The sequence below is a fragment of the Bacillus sp. FJAT-27445 genome (assembly GCF_001510665.1).
In the GTDB taxonomy this organism is placed as follows: Bacteria; Bacillota; Bacilli; order Bacillales; family Cytobacillaceae; genus Bacillus_D.
Map to the genome: position 1 here is coordinate 18,197 of NZ_LMTI01000007.1, position 20,043 is coordinate 38,239.

General features: G+C 45.5%; 21 protein-coding genes and 1 riboswitch. Of the genes, 6 read left to right on the forward strand and 15 right to left on the reverse strand.

Annotation, left to right across the window (positions count from 1 at the left end):
• Nucleotides 1–98: 98 nt before the first annotated feature.
• From AR337_RS19555 to AR337_RS19570, 4 genes are read right to left on the reverse strand one after another with little or no spacing between them, the layout of a single operon-like run.
• Nucleotides 99–383, reverse strand: a complete 285-nt coding sequence (locus tag AR337_RS19555) for a ferredoxin family protein (RefSeq protein WP_059173733.1) — start codon at nucleotides 381–383, stop codon at nucleotides 99–101.
• Nucleotides 383–1,678 (reverse strand): FAD-dependent oxidoreductase, encoded by a 1,296-nt coding sequence (locus AR337_RS19560; protein ID WP_059173734.1) that lies wholly within the window; start codon nucleotides 1,676–1,678, stop codon nucleotides 383–385. The genes AR337_RS19555 and AR337_RS19560 overlap by 1 nt, the downstream gene beginning before the upstream one ends.
• On the reverse strand, nucleotides 1,671–2,702 hold the full coding sequence (locus tag AR337_RS19565) for an electron transfer flavoprotein subunit alpha/FixB family protein (protein ID WP_059173735.1): 1,032 nt from the start codon (nucleotides 2,700–2,702) through the stop codon (nucleotides 1,671–1,673). The genes AR337_RS19560 and AR337_RS19565 overlap by 8 nt, the downstream gene beginning before the upstream one ends.
• Nucleotides 2,703–2,734: 32 nt before the next feature.
• Nucleotides 2,735–3,559 (reverse strand): electron transfer flavoprotein subunit beta/FixA family protein, encoded by an 825-nt coding sequence (locus AR337_RS19570; RefSeq protein ID WP_059173736.1) that lies wholly within the window; start codon nucleotides 3,557–3,559, stop codon nucleotides 2,735–2,737.
• 368 nt (nucleotides 3,560–3,927) lie between these two features.
• Here AR337_RS19570 and AR337_RS19575 point away from each other — a divergent pair, with 368 nt between their 5' ends.
• Complete coding sequence (locus AR337_RS19575; RefSeq protein WP_156424477.1) at nucleotides 3,928–4,191, forward strand: hypothetical protein; 264 nt, start codon at nucleotides 3,928–3,930, stop codon at nucleotides 4,189–4,191.
• On the opposite strand, the gene AR337_RS19580 is transcribed toward AR337_RS19575, so the two are convergent.
• The 6 genes from AR337_RS19580 to AR337_RS19605 all read right to left on the reverse strand — a co-directional run bounded on the left by AR337_RS19580 (nucleotide 4,192) and on the right by AR337_RS19605 (nucleotide 9,248).
• A complete protein-coding gene (locus AR337_RS19580) occupies nucleotides 4,192–4,479 on the reverse strand; it encodes an aspartyl-phosphate phosphatase Spo0E family protein (protein WP_059173738.1) in 288 nt (95 codons plus the stop codon).
• A gap of 236 nt (nucleotides 4,480–4,715) precedes the next feature.
• The gene (locus tag AR337_RS19585) at nucleotides 4,716–5,231 is read right to left on the reverse strand and encodes an acireductone dioxygenase (protein WP_059173739.1); all 516 of its coding nucleotides are present in this window, start codon (nucleotides 5,229–5,231) and stop codon (nucleotides 4,716–4,718) included.
• Nucleotides 5,232–5,286: 55 nt separating this feature from the next.
• Nucleotides 5,287–5,916: a methylthioribulose 1-phosphate dehydratase gene (locus AR337_RS19590; RefSeq protein ID WP_059173740.1), complete on the reverse strand. Its 630-nt coding sequence runs from the start codon at nucleotides 5,914–5,916 to the stop codon at nucleotides 5,287–5,289.
• Nucleotides 5,910–6,584: a 2-hydroxy-3-keto-5-methylthiopentenyl-1-phosphate phosphatase gene (locus AR337_RS19595; protein WP_059173741.1), complete on the reverse strand. Its 675-nt coding sequence runs from the start codon at nucleotides 6,582–6,584 to the stop codon at nucleotides 5,910–5,912. The genes AR337_RS19590 and AR337_RS19595 overlap by 7 nt, the downstream gene beginning before the upstream one ends.
• Nucleotides 6,581–7,777, reverse strand: coding sequence for a 2,3-diketo-5-methylthiopentyl-1-phosphate enolase (locus tag AR337_RS19600; protein ID WP_059173742.1), 1,197 nt, complete (start codon nucleotides 7,775–7,777; stop codon nucleotides 6,581–6,583). Before AR337_RS19600 ends, AR337_RS19595 begins: the two co-directional genes overlap by 4 nt.
• A gap of 109 nt (nucleotides 7,778–7,886) precedes the next feature.
• Nucleotides 7,887–7,988, reverse strand: a riboswitch (SAM riboswitch).
• Nucleotides 7,989–8,063: 75 nt separating this feature from the next.
• The gene (locus AR337_RS19605) at nucleotides 8,064–9,248 is read right to left on the reverse strand and encodes a pyridoxal phosphate-dependent aminotransferase (RefSeq protein WP_059173743.1); all 1,185 of its coding nucleotides are present in this window, start codon (nucleotides 9,246–9,248) and stop codon (nucleotides 8,064–8,066) included.
• 118 nt (nucleotides 9,249–9,366) lie between these two features.
• Here AR337_RS19605 and AR337_RS19610 point away from each other — a divergent pair, with 118 nt between their 5' ends.
• On the forward strand, nucleotides 9,367–10,155 hold the full coding sequence (locus AR337_RS19610; protein ID WP_059173744.1) for a carbon-nitrogen family hydrolase: 789 nt from the start codon (nucleotides 9,367–9,369) through the stop codon (nucleotides 10,153–10,155).
• Nucleotides 10,156–10,383: 228 nt separating this feature from the next.
• On the opposite strand, the gene AR337_RS19615 is transcribed toward AR337_RS19610, so the two are convergent.
• The 3 genes from AR337_RS19615 to AR337_RS19625 form a co-directional block, all read right to left on the reverse strand.
• Nucleotides 10,384–10,965, reverse strand: coding sequence for a metalloregulator ArsR/SmtB family transcription factor (locus AR337_RS19615; RefSeq protein WP_059173745.1), 582 nt, complete (start codon nucleotides 10,963–10,965; stop codon nucleotides 10,384–10,386).
• Between the two features lie 399 nt (nucleotides 10,966–11,364).
• Complete coding sequence (locus AR337_RS19620; RefSeq protein ID WP_059173746.1) at nucleotides 11,365–13,659, reverse strand: thiamine pyrophosphate-dependent enzyme; 2,295 nt, start codon at nucleotides 13,657–13,659, stop codon at nucleotides 11,365–11,367.
• Nucleotides 13,660–13,661: 2 nt separating this feature from the next.
• Nucleotides 13,662–14,672 carry a 2-oxoacid:acceptor oxidoreductase family protein gene (locus AR337_RS19625; protein WP_059173747.1) on the reverse strand — a complete coding sequence of 337 codons (1,011 nt, stop codon included), beginning with the start codon at nucleotides 14,670–14,672 and terminating at the stop codon, nucleotides 13,662–13,664.
• Between the two features lie 331 nt (nucleotides 14,673–15,003).
• Between AR337_RS19625 and AR337_RS19630 the strand changes: the two genes are divergently transcribed.
• Both AR337_RS19630 and AR337_RS19635 read left to right on the forward strand, forming a co-directional pair.
• The gene (locus AR337_RS19630) at nucleotides 15,004–16,038 is read left to right on the forward strand and encodes an acyltransferase family protein (RefSeq protein ID WP_059173929.1); all 1,035 of its coding nucleotides are present in this window, start codon (nucleotides 15,004–15,006) and stop codon (nucleotides 16,036–16,038) included.
• 122 nt (nucleotides 16,039–16,160) lie between these two features.
• The gene (locus tag AR337_RS19635; RefSeq protein WP_059173748.1) at nucleotides 16,161–17,906 is read left to right on the forward strand and encodes a B12-binding domain-containing radical SAM protein; all 1,746 of its coding nucleotides are present in this window, start codon (nucleotides 16,161–16,163) and stop codon (nucleotides 17,904–17,906) included.
• 16 nt (nucleotides 17,907–17,922) lie between these two features.
• Here AR337_RS19635 and AR337_RS23365 read toward each other — a convergent pair whose 3' ends face one another.
• Nucleotides 17,923–18,081 (reverse strand): hypothetical protein, encoded by a 159-nt coding sequence (locus AR337_RS23365; protein WP_156424478.1) that lies wholly within the window; start codon nucleotides 18,079–18,081, stop codon nucleotides 17,923–17,925.
• Nucleotides 18,081–18,242, reverse strand: a complete 162-nt coding sequence (locus AR337_RS23555) for a hypothetical protein (protein ID WP_172797575.1) — start codon at nucleotides 18,240–18,242, stop codon at nucleotides 18,081–18,083. The genes AR337_RS23365 and AR337_RS23555 overlap by 1 nt, the downstream gene beginning before the upstream one ends.
• A gap of 117 nt (nucleotides 18,243–18,359) precedes the next feature.
• On the opposite strand from AR337_RS23555, the gene AR337_RS19640 reads away from it, so the two are divergent.
• Nucleotides 18,360–18,707: a DUF3905 domain-containing protein gene (locus AR337_RS19640; protein WP_059173749.1), complete on the forward strand. Its 348-nt coding sequence runs from the start codon at nucleotides 18,360–18,362 to the stop codon at nucleotides 18,705–18,707.
• Between the two features lie 203 nt (nucleotides 18,708–18,910).
• Nucleotides 18,911–20,035 (forward strand): sugar diacid recognition domain-containing protein, encoded by a 1,125-nt coding sequence (locus tag AR337_RS19645; RefSeq protein ID WP_059173750.1) that lies wholly within the window; start codon nucleotides 18,911–18,913, stop codon nucleotides 20,033–20,035.
• The last annotated feature ends 8 nt before the right edge of the window (nucleotides 20,036–20,043 follow it).

A 20,043-nucleotide genomic window follows, 5' to 3' on the forward strand; every position in this document is an offset into this window, starting at 1 on the left:
AGCGAATTCAGGGATGCCATTCAGTGTCCTGCGGGCCCCGTCTTATGCTAGTCGGGGCTGACCCAGGGGCTTGCGCATTTTGTTCCTATTCTCTTAACCTAGGCAAGCCGGAATACGATACCATGGCCGCCTTTTGGGTATTCCCATTTAATATTTTGGTGCGGGCAGCCAATTCGGCAGCTGCCACATTCATGGCAGCCTTCAAAGCCTACCTGCATGCGGGTTCCTTCCCACTTGTAAACTTCTGCGGGGCAAAATACCGTACAAATCTTGTCAGGACATTTTGTCGCGCAAATATCATGATCCAGTACGGTTAAATGGGATTTCGTGTCACACCTGAAGCGAAGGAGGTATTGTTTTTCTTCTAGTGTTGTAACTGACATTATTTCACCGCCTTCCATGCTCGATAAATATCCTGAAGTACCTTAAAGGTACCACGTTCGCTTGTCATACTCTTCAGGATTTCCTTCTGCTTATCACGTTTCGGAGTCCCGTCGACCGTAAAGAACTTGCTCATCGCCTGATTCATCATCGGTACATATTCCTTAAAGTATTGTGGATACTTTTCAAAGGTATGGGCAGCATCCTTATACTTTTCAAGATCCTTCATTATAAAGCTTCCATAAAGTGCTTCGCGGTAGCTGTTCAAGCTGGATTCGCTAAAATTGTTACGGTTTTTCGCTTCAATAATAGCCTCGGCAGCAAGCTTTCCGGAATACATGGCCATGTTCGAGCCTTCACGATGGATCGCATTGACAAGCTGAGCAGCATCCCCGATCACTACAACCCCGTTCCCGGCAACCTTTGGAACAGATCTAAAGCCGCCTTCCGGAATCAAATGTGCCAAGTATTCAGCTGGTTCCCCGCCTTCAAGCATAGGCCTGACCATTGGGTGAGCCTTTAAATAGTCAAGCAGGTCATACGGCTTCAGTTTTGCCTTGATCATGCTCGATAAGGTTGTGCCGACACCAATATTGAGGCTATCTTTATTCGTATAAAGGAATGCAGTCCCAAGATTCCCTTTTGTAGAATCTCCGAAAATCTCAATTGTGCATCCATGGTTGCCTTCGAGGTTAAAGCGGTCGTTAATCTTCTCTTTTGGAAGATTGATAACCTCCATGACTGTCAGGGCAACTTCATCCGGACGGAATTCCTTGTGGAAGCCTAGCTGTTTTCCAAGTAAAGAGTTCACGCCATCCGCGAGAACGACAACATCCGCATACACATCTCCATCCGGCCTGTCAGTCCGCACTCCGATGACCTTCCCATTTTCCACAATGCATTCAGTAACGACCGTCTCGTTGATTAGAAGGGCTCCATTATCGACCGCCTTTTGGGCAAACCACTGGTCGAACTGGGCTCTTAGGACGGTGAAATTGTTATATGGCTCATTAGCCCATTCCATTCCTTTATAGCCAAAAGAAACGACTGATTCTTTATCCATCATCCAAAATCTTTGCTCGACAACCGGCCTTTCCAGCGGTGCTTCCTTCCAAAATTCAGGGATGAGTTCCTCCGTTTGCTTCCTATAGAGTACGCCGCCCATTACGTTTTTGCTACCAGGGTATTCCCCTCTTTCAATCAGCAGCACATTTAATCCATTTTTTGCGCAAACGAGGGCACATGCAGCTCCCGCAGGTCCCGCGCCAACGACGATAACATCAAATTTTTCAGGCATAACTGATTTCACCGCCCTTTTGGTTCCGCATCTGTTTGAATTGTTCTGTAAGTTTCGGGACGATTTCAAGTGCATCCCCTACGATTCCGTAGGTAGCAACATCAAAAATCGGTGCATTTGGATCTTTGTTGATTGCGATGATAATTTCAGAGTTTTTCATTCCAACTACGTGCTGGATCGCTCCGGATAAAGCTACCGCAAAGTATATTTTTGGGGTAACTGTTTCCCCGGTCTGGCCAATCTGCAGGTGGTGAGGCAGCCAGCCGGCTTCGACAACATCCCTCGTCCCGCCAACGGTCGCGCCAATTGCATCTGCAAGGTCGTTGAGCATTTGGAAGTTTTGCAGATCTCCCATTCCTTTGCCTCCGCAAACGATGACATGTGCTTCTGCAAGATTAACCTTATTTGTTATGTCTTTCACAATTTTAAGCACTTTTGTTCGCATATTTTCTTCAGAAAGTGCTATCGTTTCTTCAATGATTTTACCTGTTCGTGAACTGTCCGGTTCAAGGGCTTTCATCACCTTAGGCCTAACCGTCGCCATTTGCGGCCTGTGCTTTTTACACAGTATTGTCGCCATTATGTTTCCACCGAACGCCGGCCGGCTTGCCTCAAATAGTCGGTTGCTAATGTCAATATCGAGCATGGTCGTATCCGCGGTCAAACCAGTATTCAAATCCGTGGCGACGGCGCTTGCGAGGTCCTTTCCGTTTGGAGTAGCCCCGTAAAGGAAGATTTCCGGCTTATATTTTTCGGCCAGCATGATTACACCCTTCATGAATGACTCCGTCCGATAGTTCTTCATAACCGGATGGTCGATTACATACACCTCATCCGCCCCGTAGGCAATGACTTTGGATGCAAGCGGCTTTATTCCGTCTCCCATAAGGACCCCTGCCAGCGAAACTTCAAGCTTATCGGCGAGCATACGCCCTGCACCGAGCAGTTCGAGGGAAACGCCTTCAATTTCCCCATCTGTTTCTTCTATAAAAACCCAAACCCCTCTGTATTCATCTAAATTCATCAGAATCCTCCTATCCACATATGCTAGTTTGTTTAGTTTGCGGAACTGGGCATTAAGAGCTCTTTTTTCTCCATTAGGAGCCCCATCAGCTCTTTCACTTGCTCATCCGATGTGCCTTCGAGCCTTTTTCCTCCTTCAGGCTTTGGAGGAGAAAACATTTTGCCAACAATGGTCGGGGAGCCCTTCAGTCCCAACTGGGTCTTGTCAACATTTTCAAAATCGCTCACAGCCCAGATGACAGGCTCATACCTGGCCGCCTTTATCATATTCGGGAGCGGCGAATAGTCAATTTCATTAATTTCTTTTTCAACCGTCAGCAGGCATGGAAGCTCAGCCTGGATCAATTCGTAGCCATTTGTCTGCTTTCTTTTAATCAAAACGGTCTTTTCCTTTTGATTCACCTCGGAAACTTCGATGACATTGGTAATAGGCGGGATATCTAGCCTGCGGGCGATTCCTGGTCCAACTTGCCCTGTATCCCCATCAATGGCGTGCTTTCCGCAAATCACCATATCGATTGGCTTTTCCTTGCTAATCTTCTCAAGCGCCTTCGACAATGCGTAGCTGGTGGCGAGTGTATCAGCCCCAGCAAATGCCCGGTCTGAAATTAAATAGCCTCTGTCGGCCCCAATTTCAACACTTCGCTTAATAACGGCAGTTGCCTGTGGTGGCCCCATTGACAGCACGGAAATCGTACCGCCGGTCAGCTTCCGGATTTTCACTGCTTCCTGGACGGCATGGGCGTCATAAGGATTCAGGATGGCTGGAGCACTTCTGCGGTCAAGCGTATTTGTTTTAGGATTAATTTTAATAATTTTTGTATCCGGTACTTGTTTGACACAAACGACAATATGCATGTACTACCTTCCCCTCTGTACTAAATTGTTGTAAGCGTTTCCTTGGTTGAAAATAAAAATGCTTTGTAATACGATATATGAATCATAAAACAAGCATAGTACCAACAAAACGAATGGTTTGGAGTTTAAACCAAACTTCAGCAATTCCGGTCATAGGACGGCATAACACCTGCCGTACAAACATACGACGCTGATCATAACATTGCTGTTAATACTACTATAATAAATATTCAGATACAGACAATGATATAAATCACATTTAAAGGTTTTTTAAATATTTTTTGGGAGACGAGGATGAAATTGGACAATATTGAAGAAAGAGGTTCATCACCATAAGTGCTGGTTTATGATTAAAATGCGTAACTTATATGTTGATTGGAGCGGAGGGCACCGACTCCTGCGGGATGCAGCGGCAAGGTGGAGACCCCACAGGCGCAAGCGCCGAGGAGGCTCCACTGACGCCCCGCGGAAAGCGTGTGCCTGTAGCGCAAATCAACATATTTGCTAAAACCACTTTTTGTGGTGAAGAACCAAGAAAGAAGAGTTTAGCGGCGGTTACCGTAAAGGAGCAAAATGAGGTCTTTGATCATTGGATCAATATTTATTACAAAAAAAAGAGGATGCCAGCTTAGTTAGCATCCCACTACATTTTTAAATATTCCTGAATTTCCTGCCTGCCTGTCTCCAATATTCTTTCGGGCAAGTCGCCACTTTGATAGGACAATATCAACCTGGTTTGATCTCTCCCGGCAGGATTGCGTTGCCTTTTGATAGGCGACAATGATATCATCAAGCTCCTGGCTACATTGGATTGTCATTTCACTTGTTAATCCATTCTTATTTGCCAATTCAATCATTACTTTTCGTTTCTTCTGTATTTCTTCCAATAGTTTAATCATTTCAAAGCTATTTATAAACACCCTTAACCTGCCTCCAGTTGAATCAATTATTTTTCTATAAATGCGTGTCCTTACCTACAAAAATAATGACACTTGTTGAATTATGCCAGGCTTTGGAAGTAATGTAAATAGATTCGCAAAACAGGTCAAAACATCTTAAAATTCACCGTATTTCGACATCGATTTATCGGTATTGTTTCAAAAAAAGAAAAACCGGCTCCACTTGGAACCGGTTTTTAAGGCAAATTTTATATTACCTATTCATAAATTGGCACCCAGCCTTCGGGAGTTACAAAAATCCGGATGGCTACTACCTTCCTGTCTTCCTGGAGAGTAAAATAGTGGCGGACATTTTCAGGGACAGAAATCAGGTCTCCAGGGTCGAGGTTGACATCAAAAAACTCGCCATTCTTCCCTTGGATGACAAAGATTCCGTGACCGCTGACGATAAAGCGTACTTCATCGTCTGTGTGATGATGCTCCTTTTTAAAGTTATCGAGCAGTGTATCAAGATTAGGGGTGGAGTCAGAAAGAGAAATCACGTCCTGTGCCTTGTAGCCCCTCCTTGCTGAAATTTCGTTGATTTCGTTTTCAAAGGTTTTAAGTATATTTTCCTTATCTTCTTCCGAAAGCGTAAAATTTTCCTTTAGATTTTCAGAAAGCTTGTTAACATCCCAATGCTCATAAATAACTTCCTGGGATTCAAGGAAGGAAGCGACTTCCTCCTGTCCCCGCACTTCTTGGCCCCTTTGTTGAAATTTAATCCATGCCATATGAAAAACCTCTTTCTATATATTAGTGGATACCTTATTTTCAAGCTTGATAGTTTTAAACGACCTTAAACAGTTGGAAAGGTTTGTGTTCAAGGAGCCGGAGTTGGTAACGGAAGAGAAACTCGGATGCTTCAAGTACTTTCTTTGCTTCGAAAGCATTCCTTCCCCAAACCGTGATTCCGTGGTTCCGGATGAGTACAGCTCCAGTGTCACCGTCAATATGCTCTGCGAACGCCTTTGCCAATGAAGGGATATGGGCGTAATTTCGGATAATCGGGATTTTTAACACCGCATCCTCTTCCCACCTATCGAAGGCTTTGATAATTTCCTGGCCCTGAAAAGACACTTCTCCGCGTTCTCCGTAAATTTCGGAGATGACATTGTTGTCGATCGTATGCACATGGAGGCTGCAGCCTGCATTGGTCCTGCGGTATATTTCAACGTGAAGAAGAGTCTCCGCGGAAGGTTTCAAATGGGTATCCCCCACCGGCCTGCCATACTCATCAACAAGCAAAAAGTCTTCATCGGTCCTTTTCCGCTTATCCTTACCGCTTGCTGTAACAAGGAATTGCAGTGGATTACCACTAACTTTTATCGCAAGATTCCCACTTGTCCCCATAAACCAATCCCGTCCCGAAAGCTCATCCTTCACATCAGCAAGCTCGTTCCACTTTTCGTTCAGCATGCCTGCTCCTTCACCCCAGTCTTCTTTTTTATCCATGCAAGGCAATCATGAAAATTGTCGAATGGTGCATGTGGCAGTCCCCATTCCTCACATTTTTCCTTAAGCAAGTCACGCGCCAGGACAAAATCCGCTTGTTTTGCCGCCTCAAGGTCTGTTATTGAATCCCCGATGACAATTTTAAAATAATCCCCACCATGGCCAAGCCGCCTGATGACACTTGGCTTGCAGCAGCCGCAGTTATTGCCGCAACCTTCATCACAGCTGTTGGGCCAGAGAATGTGAATCCTTTCCCCGCTGAAGTCAGCACTGTTGCAGAATACCCCATTAAACGGGCCATATTGTGAAATGACTGGTTCGACGAAGAAATCAATGCCACCGCTTATAATATAAAGAGGAATGCCAACTTTTCTTGTAAAAGCAACAAATTCTCCAAAGCCCTCCCTGATTTTCGCCTGTTCAATAGCAAATTCGGCAATCTGTCCTTTTTCGCTCGACGGAAGTAGTGAGAATAATTCCCCAACCCCTTTCCTGATGGAGGTTTCTCCAGAAAGGATCTGGTCCTTAATCGGTTCCCACTCCGGCGGAGCAAAGGTCTTCATAATTGAAATTATGTTGTCCTTTTCGGTAATTGTTCCATCGAAGTCACAGTAAATAACGGGCGTTTTCATTTTACAGGCACCCCCCATAGCTCCAGGGCTTTTTCAAGTTCCGGTTGATAGGCAGCCGCATCTGACAGGCTGCGGCCGTCCAGGACTGCATCGATTGCTTGGCGAAAGGCCTTTCCCCCGGCAGCTGCTCCGCCCGGATGTCCATGGACTCCTCCGCCAGCATTAATGACTGAGTCAATGCCGAAGTCGGAAATCAAGGCTGGAACAAGTCCTGGGTGAATGCCGGCGGAAGGTACCGGTAACGCCTTTTTGTACAGCTCTTCCTTCGTCAGCTCCTTTGCAATCCCGAGCGCGCTTTCCCTTGCAAGCGCCACCGAGCCGTACGGTGATGGGAACAGAGCAAGATCCGCGCCCGAATACCTGAGCAGTTTCCCTAAGAGGAGGGAATGGGAAACCCCATATACAGAAGATGATACGATTGCACCGCTGAACGCCGGATGCGCCATGATTGGCAGGCCGATGCTTTCGTCCTCCCTAAGTTCCTGCAGGACATCCAGTCCGTAGGAAAATACATTGAACAAGAGTAGATCGGCGCCATCTTCCGCAAACCTTTTTGCTTTTTCCCTAAGTTCCGAAGTCCTCCCTGTTAAGTTCACTGCGTAAAGTGTCCGGTGGCCAGTTTCGGAAAATACTTCATCCAGGACGAGCCGGCCGGCCTGAATTCTTTTCCTCGAGGGGGTCAGCGGATTTTCGAAAAGGATTTCGTCATCCTTAACGATGTCGATTCCGCCCAATGCCTGCTCTCTAAGCTGGCTTGTGAGGAAATCGGGACTTTTTCCAAGTACACCCTTAAAAATGCTCATCAACAGCGGCCTGTTGAAAACATTGAGTTTATCCCTTAGCCCTTCAATCCCAAACCGTGGACCCGGAAAAAAACGTTTAAACTCCTGGCTGAATTCCAAATCCATCAGCCGAACTTTCCCATCGAGGGACAATTTTCCAAACACTGTAGTCAGGATTGCGGGAAGGTCCGCCGAGAAATTGGCTGCGGGATACGCTACCGAGATTGTTGCGATGGTTTCGGCGGTTTTTTCAGCCGATACCACTCTCCCTTTGTGCTTCCTTAACTGCTCCTGTTCCAGTGCGGGTAAATTGGTCCATGAACCGACCGTCAGGCCTAGGGCAATTTCCTCCGCTTTTTTCGCGGGATTATTTTCATCATGTATAAGATATGTCGCTATAATTTCGCTCATTGTGTGCCATCCTTTCTTACGTGGAATTTCCGATGGGCATAGATATTTTTCATTAAAGGCATTAAAAAAACCCCTTCCAAAGAAGAGGTTAGCGCAGCAAACTAATCTCTTCTCATCTATCAGCTTTCGCTGCAAGAATTAGCACCGTGCTTAAAATAAGTCGGTTGCCGGGCTTCATAGGGCTAGTCCCTCCGCCTGCTCTTGATAAGAAAATGATTTTTATTATATTCACTATTTTCATAATGTTAAGATTCAATATGGATTATCGCAAGAATTAATATTATTGTCAAACATTTTTTTGGAATATCTCCAAAGAACCAATTCGTTGGACCGCTTCAGCAAGCCTCTCCTCCGATGCAAGGAGGCCAACCCGTACATAGCCTTCTCCAAATTGGCCAAAGCCGATTCCTGGGGCAACCATGATATGCGCCTTTTCCAGCAGATAGTCGGCAAATTCCATTGAGCTGAAGCCTTCCGGAACCTTCAGCCAGGCAAAAAACGAGCCTGCCGGCGCAGCGACATCCCAACCAATTCGCTTTAATCCGCCAATTAAGGCCTTTCGCCTGCCTTCATACAAACGGACTAGTTCATTAACGCAGTCCTGGGAACCATTCAATGCTTCCGCGGCTGCTTCCTGTACAGCCCCGAACAGGGAAACATACATATGGTCCTGAATCAATTCAATAGCGGAAATAACGCTTTTGTTCCCAACGGCAAAGCCAACCCTCCAGCCGGCCATGTTGTAGGTTTTCGATAAGGTATAGATTTCTATGCCAATATCCTTAGCCCCTTCGGACTGTAGGAAGCTTATTGGCTTTTTTCCTTCGAAACCTATTGCCCCGTAAGCAAAATCGTGGACGATGCAAATACCGTGTTTGTTTGAAAGCGACACGGTTTCATCAAAGAACTCTTTTGTTGCAACTGCGCCAGTGGGATTGTTTGGATAGTTGAGGATCATGAGTTTGGCACTTTCCAAGGCTTCAGGCGAAATCGCTTTGTAATCGGGCAGGAAACCATTCTGCTCGAGGAGAGGCATTGTTTCAAGCTTCGCCTGGGCTAGGGCTGCCCCTGATAAATAATCAGGATAGCCTGGGTCTGGCACAAGCAACGTATCTCCTGGATTAAGCAGGCACTGCGGAATTTCCACAAGGCCGGCTTTTCCACCAAAGAGGATGGCTACTTCTGTATCCGGATCCAAATCAACGTTGTATTCGCGTTTATAGAAATTTGCCGCAGCCTCTTTCAAGTACCTGAACCCCTGAAATGGAGAATATTTATGGTTTAAAGGATTTGCCGCGGCATTCTGGAGTTTTCTCACAATATGGGCCGGCGTCGGCTGGTCCGGGTTTCCCTGCCCAAGATTGATGACGTCATGCCCTTTCTCAATTGTCTCGCCAACTTTTTTGACAAGCCCTGCAAAAAATTGGCCTGGTAAGCTGTTCAATAAATCCGACTTAGGATATTCCTTCACAAAAGCCACCTGCTTTATAATGGTTTGATTTTTTTATGGAAATCTAGTCACAAATGATATAACGTAATAGGTATCTTGTAAAGAGGTTTTTTACTTTTCTGAATTGGGGGAAAATAATTTGAAAATGAAAATCGCCATTTTACAAATGGATATTGCATACGGGAACCCGGCTGAGAATTATTCCATTGCCGAAAATTTGATTCAAGAAGCAGCAGATACAAATCCAGACCTCATTGTCCTGCCGGAATTATGGACGACCGGTTACGACTTGGACAGGCTTGATGAAATTGCCGATGACCATGCGCTGGAGTCAATTGCTTTTCTTGAGAAAAAGGCTGTTGAAAACCATGTTAATCTCATCGGAGGATCAGTCGCGAACCGAACCGGGGACGGAGTCGAAAATACGTTCCTGGTCGTCTCGAAGGATGGAAGCCTGGTCCATAAGTACAGCAAGCTTCATTTGTTTCAGCTCATGGATGAGCATCATTTTTTCAAACCAGGAACCGGAACAGCGAATTTCGAACTTGAAGGCCACGGCTTTGCCGGCTTTGTCTGCTACGACATCCGTTTCCCGGAATGGCTAAGGAAACATGCGTCGAAAGGGGCTGAAGCAATCATCGTTGTTGCAGAATGGCCGAAGCTTCGCTTGGCCCACTGGCGCGCGCTCCTGATTGCCAGGGCGATTGAAAACCAATGCTACGTCATTGCCTGCAACCGGGCGGGGAGCGATCCGAAGAATGTTTTTGCGGGCCATTCAATGGTAATTGATCCATGGGGCGAAGTAATTGCCGAAGCTGGTGAAGGCGAGGAAATTCTAAGTGCCGAAATCGATTTTGAAAAGGTGAAGGAAGTCCGGGGTATCATCCCGGTTTTTGATGACAGAAGGCCTGAACATTACAGGGAATAAGACACAAAATGCGCAGGCGCCTTGGTCAGCCCCGACCAGATTAAGACGGGGCCCGCAGGACGGGCCTTCCCTCCGTAGGGAACCGGCTTAAGACCTCGAGGGGCTAGGCGCTGGAGCTAGATTACAATAAATTGTTTCGAGTTATCCACAATGTTCTATTTAAAAATTTCCAGACAAGTACAAAGGAGGCAGTGCCAGGTGGCAGCCTCCTTTTTTTCACACACTTACCTACGGCTTTGCCCACATTTCTTCAGGGTTCAGCTCGTAAATGCCATTTTCTCTGTACATGTAATGGTTGATAATAAACTCACGCCGGATGGTCGCGTAATCATCATGGAAATTCTTGACGTATTCGTTAATTTCCTTTTCTTCGTACTTTTTCCCTTTTGCCAAGCCCCTTACGATATGTTCAAATACATAGAGCTTCTTTCTTCGTTGTGCCGGAATGTTTTTCAGCTTCCCATCCGCTGTAAAGAAGTTGCTGATAACCTTCTGCCTCTCCACGTTTGTATTAGCCATTTCGTCTAGTTCCTCCCCTTCCCGTTTCGCAAGCTGCGTTAGCGCCTTTGCCTGCTGCTCCATCACTTTTTCATTCAGATAAAAATAGATTGTATTTTTGTCCCTTCTCTCGAAGACAACATGGATTTCCCGTAGTTTTTTCAAATGATGGGTAATTGTTGGCGGAGTCAGCCCCAGCTTTCCCGCAATCGCCTGGCCATGAAGCGGGCCAGTTGCCAGAAGCGCAACAATCCGGATGCGTGTTGGATCGCCCATGGCTTTATAGAATGAAACCAGCCTGTTTAACTGCATATTCATCACCTTTACTAATTCGATATATATCTAATTAGATTTATATCAATTGTTTGCTGAATAGTCAAGAGAGGACTGGATAATTTCACTAAATTGGGGGAGTAATAATACGCGGTTGGTGACCTTGTCCAAATTGTGACAGTTTTCGATATATCTTAAAAGTTTTCGATAACTACTAGAAAATTTTCGATATATTTTCCGAGTACCTAAAAGGCAGCTCATTTTGACTTTCCATCACGGAATAAATATGCCATTAACAGCCAAAATGTACCCGGAAACCGAAAGCATCCCAAAATATGCAAATTCCGTTTGCCAAAATGCAAAAAGCGGCCTTTTTTCGCAAAAAGGACCGCTTTTCATTCATCTTTTTCCTATACCCATGTTTCAGACACCATTAGCTTATAGCATCGGATGTTCGTTCTTTGCCTTCAGTCGCTGCCAGCGGTTTTCGATTTCCTTTTCGAACGCCGCGAGCAATTCCTTATTTTCTTCTTTTAAAAGATGCTTGGATTTGCCCATGTATCTCAGCCATTCGGATGCAGGTACACGTTTATTTTTTTCCTCAGGATTGTATGTGATCGTTGTCGCGCCCTGCTCGATTTCGTAAAGCGGGAAGAAACAGGAATTCACTGCTTGTTCCATGATTGTGCTCCCGTAACGATCCTCTGATTTCCAGTTCAACGGGCAAGTGATTAGGATTTTCCCATATACTGTGCCAACATTCTGTGCGTACCACTGGGCCTTTGCACCTTTTTTAACAAGGTCCTGCGGGAATGCTTCTGTACCGGTGAAAACGTAAGGAATGTTTGCAGCCGCCATCAGCTGGGCCGTATCCTTATGATGGAAACTCTTTCCCTGCTGGGTTTTTCCAACACTTGTGGTACTCGTCATGTGGCCCATCGGAGTGGAATATGACATTTGAGAGCCGGTATTCATATAGCCCTCGTTATCATATTCAACAATGATCAGCTTGTGGCCGCGCAATGCGGTTCCAATCGCCGAGCCCATGCCAATATCCATTCCGCCGTCACCGGTAATCATAACGAATGTGACGTCATCGGCAATTTCAATTTCTCCGCGTTTTTGCAGTTCAAAGAACGCTTCAACGGTGCCAGACAACGTCGCCGCCCCATTTTGGAATAGGTTGTGGATCATCGTTTGCTTGTGCGATGTGTACGGATACGCAGTTGTCGTCACGTAAGCGCAGCCTGTCTGGTAAAGGACGACGATATCCCCCTCGATACCCTTAAAGAACAGCTCAAGTCCTGGGAATATACCGCAGCCTGGGCAGGCGCCGTGGCCTGAACCGAGGCGCTTTGGCTTGGAGGCCAGTGCCCTAAGCGGAGGGATTTTCACCTTCAGTTTGCCTGTTTCCTCATCCATTTTCACATCGATGAGGCCGGATTTATACGTTTCTCCGTATTGCGGCTCAATGACAGGCTTGAGCGCTTTTTCCGGGTTGCCTGGAACAATTCCGTAATAATCAAATGGCTTTTCTGCATATCCTTTTTCCTTTGCCTCTAATGCCATTTCAAAAAATGCTTCCGCATCATCTGAATAAAAGTCTTTACCGCCTAGGCCAAATACCCTGCTAAGGACAACCGTGGCGTTTTGTTTATCTTCCTGCAGCGCCGATTTTACCTCATGGGTCAGATTCGGCCCGTGAGCGCCATACGAATCGGCGCGCTCGCCCACTAGCAATGCCTTAACATTTTTCAGGGCTTCACGGATTTCCTTTGCCGGGAATGGGCGAATGATGTTCGGTGAAATGACCCCTGCCTTGATTCCTTTGGACCTAAGCTTGTCAACAACATCCTTTGCTGACTCGGCCGCGGAATTAAGGAGGAACAGTGCTACTTCGGCATCTTCCATTTTATAAAGGTCAAGTACAGGATATTCTCTGCCAGATAGTTTCGCATATTCAGCTGCAACTTCCTTGAAAACTTCCCCTGCGGCATAAATTGCTTCGGATTGCTGGAAGTGGTTGTTCATCAGGTCCTCGCCGTTCATATGCGCGCCAATAGTAACCGGTTTTTTCGGGTCCCTTGCAAAATTGTAATCAATCGGACATTCACCGACAAATTTCTGGACTACAGCCCGGTCCTTAAAATATTCAACCCTTCTCTTCTGATGGGAAGTGAAGAATCCGTCATAGGCGACGATGACAGGCAATCGGACCTTTGAATGTTCGGCGATTTTCAGTGCCATGATATTCATGTCATAAACTGCCTGCGGAGTCCTCGCGGTAAGAATGACCCAGCCTGTATTCAATGCATAGTACAAGTCGGAATGGTCTCCCCTTATATCAAGCGGACCGCTGACAGCCCTCGTTACGAGGTTCATGACCATCGGGAAGCGCGTACCCGCCTGGACCGGAAGCTGCTCGATCATGTAGAGGAGTCCGTTCGCGCTTGTTGCGTTGAAAACGCGCGCCCCAGTTGCTGCGGCACCGTAGCATATTCCTGCAGATCCATGTTCCCCATCCGCAGGTATAAGCTTGATGTCATGCTCCCCCCTTGCCTTCATCATGTCAAGGTATTGGGCCACCTCAGTAGAAGGGGTGATTGGGAAGTATCCCATAATATGATAATTGATTTGCGCCGCCGCCATCGCGGCCATTTCATTCCCGGATTCAAAGGTGAGCAATTGCTCCGCTTTTGCAGTTCCCTTAAGTTCTTTTTCTAACATGGCCATTTTTATATCCTCCCCTGCGCATAAGGAAAGTTTTGCCTGACCCGGTTGGCATCAGCATAGCCAATAGCCTCTCGGAGGTCGCTTAGCGCGTCTGTCGGGCATGCCTCTACGCACTTCAGGCAGCCTTTGCAGTATTGATAATCAATTCCCTTTAGGAACATTTGCTCCCTGCCGCGCTTGTCCTGACCCGTTTCCCAAACAAAGCAGAAATCAGGGCAAACCGTATCGCACGATGCGCAGTGGATGCATTTTTCAAGTTTCAGTTCTGGCAGGAAGCCCTGTCTGGATCCGCTAAGATCTTTAAGGATGCTGTTGCCAGGTGCGGGGATAACCCCGCCAATTTCTTGGGTAAGATAGCCAAGCTGAGGAAGCGGCCTCGTGAAGGTTTTGCCCTCGGCACCAGCTGGCACTTCATATACCTTGAACGTTACTTCATTGTAACCGCGTTCAAACGTCCTGATATTTGGCTCGACCAAGTGCGGGTATTTCTTTTCAAAAGTCCTTCTTATGACTGCTTTCATTGCCTCCGGATCAAGAAAATCACATATTCGATACAGCGCGCCAAGCATTGCTGTATTTACTTTCGTTTTTTCCTCAACCGCAATTGTTAAGGCATCAACGATTGCTAAAGTGCCATATTCAAGCTGCAGATCGGTTTTTATGCCGTCAAAATCCCTGGCCGAATTGACGAGGACAATCCCATCGGCCTCGAGTCCGCTGACGACATCGACCATTTTATATAAGGCTTCATGAAAAACTCCGATAATATGAGGCTGTTCAATCGGGCTGTGATCCCGAATCTCTACTTCCGCGTCGCAAAAACGGATAAAACTCTTTACAGGTGAACCCTTTTTCTCGGACCCGTAGGATGAAAAATTCGATCCATTCAGTCCAAGGCCAAGCACCCCCGCTTCAGCAAGCATTTTCCCAGCCAGATTCGCCCCAAGGCCCCCGATTGATTCGAGGCGTATTTCAAAGAATCCCAGATCATTTCTTTTTGGCAGAATTGACATGTCTTCCCTCCCATTTTCCCTTTCTTATGTTCTCAGCCGGCGATTTGCCGGCATCCCCACCATCTATTTTAGGCAACAGGAAATATTTACGCTGTGACAAAAGTTATACAACTCTAATAAAATTTAGATACAGCTCGAACTGTATTAACATGAATTCAGATTTCACAAAGGAAAGAGAGCAATCATAACAATGGATACAGATTCGAACCTGTATTATAACAGTACCCATCTTTGCAGACTGGCTTACTGGAATTCATTACCTTGTTTCTGCGAATTTAGTTAGGGTAATAAGGAAGTGAGATTGCTGGGGGTCTCTTAATTGGAGGAAATGATGAAAAAACGAAACCACTACTTTGACAATGCAAAATTCATTCTGATTTTTCTAGTTGTTTTTGGCCATTTGCTAAGAGCGTTTATTGAAGATAATGAAATCTTTTTTGCCCTATACAAGGCTATATATACGTTCCACATGCCCGCTTTCATCCTAATATCAGGCTTTTTTGCAAAAGGGTTCAATGAAAAAGGGTATGTCGCTAAAATTGCCAAGAAATTGATTCTGCCCTATATCATTTTCCAGGTTATCTACTCGGTTTTTTATTATTACCTATACCAGAAGCCTGATTTCCGGATGGACCCATTCGATCCGCATTGGTCACTATGGTTTTTGATCAGTATGTTTTTCTGGAACTTGCTACTAATCCCCGTTACAAAAATCAGGCCGTCCGTTGCGATAGCGGGGGCGTTTACTATTGGATTGCTGATCGGCTATGTCGGTTGGGTATCCAATTATTTGAGCCTTTCAAGGACTTTTGTGTTTTTCCCATTGTTCCTGACCGGCTATTACATGAAGAAGGAACATTTTTATTCCCTGTTTACAGTACGGAAACGGATTCTGGGAATGGCTGCGTTTCTTATCATTTTTGCCGGATTTTACCTCTATCCGGATATACAGTATCAATGGCTGCTCGGTTCCAAGCCTTACGAAGCAATGGGGGCCGCATCAGTCTGGGCCATGTTTAAGCGTCTGGGCATTTACGCATTGAGCCTGGTGATGGTCATGAGCTTTTTCGCCTTTGTTCCGAGAAAGGAATATTTCTTTACCAATCTTGGAAAAAATACACTTTATGTCTATCTGCTGCATGGTTTTTTCGTTAAGGTCTTCCGTGAAAGCGACATCGTTTCCTATTTTGACAGGACGGAACAGATTGTCCTCCTTGCGGGAATTTCCCTTATCATAGTCCTAGGATTGTCAAGCAGGCTAATCACGTCATTCACCCAGCCGCTTATTGAGCTAAGGGCATCGAAGACAAGGAAATTGCTCAGCCGGCTCTCGGACGGGCTTAGCGTAAACCAAGGGCGGCAATAAAGATTCAGTGCAAAGCAATAGTCCCTTCCCGTTCCCGGAAGGGACTTTTACTGTTCCTTCCTTTTACATCCTTGAGTGATTATACTAAAATACTTATAAGAACCTTTCAAGGAGCTATTTACATGAAAATAATTTGTTCGACTTTGAATGCCAAATACATCCATACCAATCTGGCTATACGATATTTGAAGGCTTATGCCGAACCAGAGTTCAACATTGAACTGGTGGAATATACAATTAAAGATCCAGCAATGAATATCGTCTCGGATCTCATTGCTAGAATGCCTGATGTCATTGGCTTTAGCTGTTATATATGGAATATCGAGGAAACCATTAAGGTTATTTCCATGATAAAAAAAATAAACCCTGCTATTGCCATCGTCCTCGGAGGGCCAGAAGTTACTTATGATACAGCACAATGGCTTGAAAGACTTTCGGCCGCTGACTATATCGTCATCGGCGAAGGGGAAGCGGCTTATAAGGAACTCCTTCAGGAACTTGAAAGCGGAGCGCCTAATCTTGGCAAAGTACCTGGTTTAGCCTACAGGCAAAATGGCCAGGTAAAAATCAACCTCCAGTCCGGCAAGCTTGATTTGAAGGAAATTCCTTCCCCTTACCAGTTTCCGGAGGATATAGAGCATCTGGGCAAACGGGTGACTTATATTGAAACGAGCCGCGGCTGCCCATTCAACTGCCAATTCTGCCTATCGTCAATCGAGGTTGGCGTTCGCTATTTTGACCGGGAAAAAATAAAAGAAGACATTCGCTACTTAATGGCGAACGGGGCAAAAACGATTAAATTTGTCGACCGCACCTTTAACATCAGCAGAAGCTATGCGATGGAAATGTTCCGCTTTCTCATTGATGAGCACTTGCCGGGGACGGTTTTCCAATTTGAAATTACCGCCGACATTATGCGCCCGGAGGTCATTGAATTCCTAAATCACGAAGCACCGAAAGGGCTTTTCCGTTTTGAAATTGGCGTCCAATCAACGAACGAGTATACGAATGAGCTTGTTATGAGGAAACAGAATTTTGATAAGCTTAAGCGAACGGTAACGATGGTTAAGGAAGGCGGCAAGATTGACCAGCACCTTGACTTGATTGCGGGTCTGCCGGAGGAAAACTATCAGTCTTTCCGGAAGACCTTTAACGATGTATTTGAAATGAGGCCCGAAGAATTGCAGCTTGGATTCCTTAAAATGCTGCGGGGCACAGGTGTGAGGCTGCGCGCGGATGAGCATGAATACATTTTTATGGACCAGGCACCTTATGAAATACTTGGCAACAATGTCTTGCCGTTCGAGGATATCATCCGGATCAAACAGGTTGAGGATGTCCTTGAAAAATATTGGAACAGCCACCGGATGGATACCACCATCGAGTATTTGATTACCAGGGAATTTGAATCCCCGTTTGATTTCTTCCAGGAGTTCGGAGCCTTTTGGGATCAAAAAGGCTGGGCAAGAATCGGACACCAGCTTGAGGACTTGTTCAAACGCCTCCGTTCCTTCCTTATCTCGAGAAATACACAAAACCTGGAAGTTGCCGAGGGGCTGATGATGTTCGATTACTTATCAAGGCAAAAATACAGCCCACGTAAACCATGGTGGGAAAAGCGGTTTGATAAAAAGGGCAGGAGCCTGTTATACCAGCGCCTGCTTGCAAACCCGGAAATTGCCGGCCAATCGTTTGAAGGCCTGAACCTTTCGGAAAAAGACATGTACAAGCATACCATTTTAGAGCCTTTGGCATTTGATTTAAACGAATATGTTGCTTCTGGTACGATTCGCTTCACCCCAACAGCCCTTGCGGTTTATTATGACCCGGCTGGAAAAGGGGCGAAGATCAGTTCATTCGCTCAATAAGCCGGCATCCGCCGGCTTATTTTTTCTTATTCGAGGAGCTTTTCGTTGTACTTCCTTCCTCTTTGTCTTGCCGGTTGGAAGCAAAAAGCTCATATAACTTAATTCCATTTACATCACCGAACTCAATACTGAATTCTTCCTTGGGACTTGATTGCTGATGAATCTTTTTTTTCATCAGCCTCGCCCTTTTCTTCCTTGCTTTGAGTTTCGATTGGCCCCTTTCATGGGATCCTCCTCATGGGCAAGCTCAGCTGAAAAGTCTGACTCCTGGGTATTTTTATGCGGTGTTTTGCTATATTTCTCGACAGCATTTCGTTCCGCTTTTCTTTTCGCCATTGGTACGCCTCCTTTTTCATTAGTTTCCTACAACCATGCAAAATTCATGCATCCCTGTTCCCCATTCATAAATCCCTCTCCTGTGCCTAAAAATAAAACTAAAAAGGAGGAAAACACATGGCAAAAGAGCGAAATAAATTGGAAAGACCGGAAATTGACGGAACACTCCCCCACCAAATTAACGCCCCGGATTTCAAAGGGACAGACATCGAAATGGAAACTCCTTTTGTTAACCGGTATGGTGTTGTAATCGGAGACAGCCTCTATTCTTCCCCGGACTCGCCACTTGAAAACTGGTCGGATAAAACCGACCCTGAAATCATGTCCGGTGATCAATGGGTCCACCCTACAAATGATATTGGTTGGAACACGAAAGAAAACAGGGAAATACTCGAAAGCAGAAGAAAGCCAAATGCGGTTCCATTCATGCACCCGCAAATCGATACAGGAAAAGGCACGGATTAAAAAACAAAATGCGTAAGCTCGCTTAAGCTGGATTACAATAACATGTTTCGAGTTATCCAAAATGCTCCATTCTATAGCTTCCTAAGCACGTAAGCAAAACGCTGTCCCCCCATGGATAGCGTTTTTTTATGAAAGGCTTAAAAGACCGGTCCTGCTGGAAAACAGTATATAATGGACTTTAACAGACAAGGGGGCGAAAAACGATGCTGAATCCGGATCTTGCAGGGAAAATTGTCAATGAGGTCAAGAGACTGATAGATGAAGATGTAATTGTCGTAAGCACCGATGGAACCATCATCGCCAGCACTGACCAGTCTCGTATAGGGGCTTTCCATGAAGGGGCACTCATCGCCGCGAGAGAAAAAAGAAAAATCACCATTACTGTGGATGAGCAAACAACTTTAAAGGGCGTTAAAGCGGGAATGAACCTTCCGATTTTTTTTCAAAATGAAGTAATCGGGATTGTAGGAATAACAGGCGACCCTTCAAAAGTGGCTCCATTTGGCGAAATCATTAGAAAAATGACAGAGCTGCTGATTGCCGAGGATTCCTATACAAGCCAATTCGAATGGCAATCACGCGCAGTTGAAACGTTTGTCATCGACTGGCTTCAAAACCAAAATCGGGAGGATTCGTTGACAGACAGGGCAAGGCTGCTTGGGATTGATTTGTCATTGGCTAGGATCGCTGCAATTATTGAGTTTAAGGCCATCCGCCAACCCATCTCAAGACAAACATGGTCCGTTATTTTCAATTGGCCCCTATTTTTACAATCCGATGTTGTAGCACGCTGGGGCAACGATCGAATTGTCCTTCTCCTCGACTATTCTCTTAAACCTGAAAGGGAGGAAATTGAACGGAAAATTCGGCAGTTTCACGAATTCCTTTCTGGCCTTACAGGAATTGTTCCGTTTATTGGCCTCGGGCAAGCAGTAGCTCCTCTAAGCATAGAAAAATCATATACTCACGCTGTAAGAGCGCTGAACATTGCGTCGGAGGGCAATCCTGTTGTTTTTGATGAAGATCTTACATTGGAAATGCTTCTTGATGATTTGAATACGGAAATAAAGAAAGAATTTATTACCCGGACGGTTGGCCCCATTTTAAAAGAAAGAGACTTGCTTCAAACAATTTCTGAGTTTTTTTCACAAAATCAGTCCTATAAAAATACAGCAAAAAACCTTCATATTCACATCAACACCCTTCACTACCGGCTAAAAAGAATCAAGGAATTAACAAACCACGACGCTGGCAGGACTTCTGATGTCACTGCTATGTACCTCGCAATCCGTCTATTAGATAAACATACAAAAATCGACTTATTATAAACTTTTTA

Coding starts and splice junctions, on each gene's coding strand:
- AR337_RS19555 (WP_059173733.1), bottom strand. CDS start 383: ATGTCAGTTACAACACTAGAAGAAAAACAATACCTCCTTCGCTTCAGG.
- AR337_RS19560 (WP_059173734.1), bottom strand. CDS start 1,678: ATGCCTGAAAAATTTGATGTTATCGTCGTTGGCGCGGGACCTGCGGGA.
- AR337_RS19565 (WP_059173735.1), bottom strand. CDS start 2,702: ATGAATTTAGATGAATACAGAGGGGTTTGGGTTTTTATAGAAGAAACA.
- AR337_RS19570 (WP_059173736.1), bottom strand. CDS start 3,559: ATGCATATTGTCGTTTGTGTCAAACAAGTACCGGATACAAAAATTATT.
- AR337_RS19575 (WP_156424477.1), top strand. CDS start 3,928: ATGTTGATTGGAGCGGAGGGCACCGACTCCTGCGGGATGCAGCGGCAA.
- AR337_RS19585 (WP_059173739.1), bottom strand. CDS start 5,231: ATGGCATGGATTAAATTTCAACAAAGGGGCCAAGAAGTGCGGGGACAG.
- AR337_RS19590 (WP_059173740.1), bottom strand. CDS start 5,916: ATGCTGAACGAAAAGTGGAACGAGCTTGCTGATGTGAAGGATGAGCTT.
- AR337_RS19595 (WP_059173741.1), bottom strand. CDS start 6,584: ATGAAAACGCCCGTTATTTACTGTGACTTCGATGGAACAATTACCGAA.
- AR337_RS19600 (WP_059173742.1), bottom strand. CDS start 7,777: ATGAGCGAAATTATAGCGACATATCTTATACATGATGAAAATAATCCC.
- AR337_RS19615 (WP_059173745.1), bottom strand. CDS start 10,965: ATGCAGTTAAACAGGCTGGTTTCATTCTATAAAGCCATGGGCGATCCA.
- AR337_RS19620 (WP_059173746.1), bottom strand. CDS start 13,659: ATGGCCATGTTAGAAAAAGAACTTAAGGGAACTGCAAAAGCGGAGCAA.
- AR337_RS19625 (WP_059173747.1), bottom strand. CDS start 14,672: ATGTCAATTCTGCCAAAAAGAAATGATCTGGGATTCTTTGAAATACGC.
- AR337_RS19630 (WP_059173929.1), top strand. CDS start 15,004: ATGAAAAAACGAAACCACTACTTTGACAATGCAAAATTCATTCTGATT.
- AR337_RS19635 (WP_059173748.1), top strand. CDS start 16,161: ATGAAAATAATTTGTTCGACTTTGAATGCCAAATACATCCATACCAAT.
- AR337_RS23365 (WP_156424478.1), bottom strand. CDS start 18,081: ATGAAAAAAAAGATTCATCAGCAATCAAGTCCCAAGGAAGAATTCAGT.
- AR337_RS23555 (WP_172797575.1), bottom strand. CDS start 18,242: ATGGCGAAAAGAAAAGCGGAACGAAATGCTGTCGAGAAATATAGCAAA.
- AR337_RS19640 (WP_059173749.1), top strand. CDS start 18,360: ATGGCAAAAGAGCGAAATAAATTGGAAAGACCGGAAATTGACGGAACA.
- AR337_RS19645 (WP_059173750.1), top strand. CDS start 18,911: ATGCTGAATCCGGATCTTGCAGGGAAAATTGTCAATGAGGTCAAGAGA.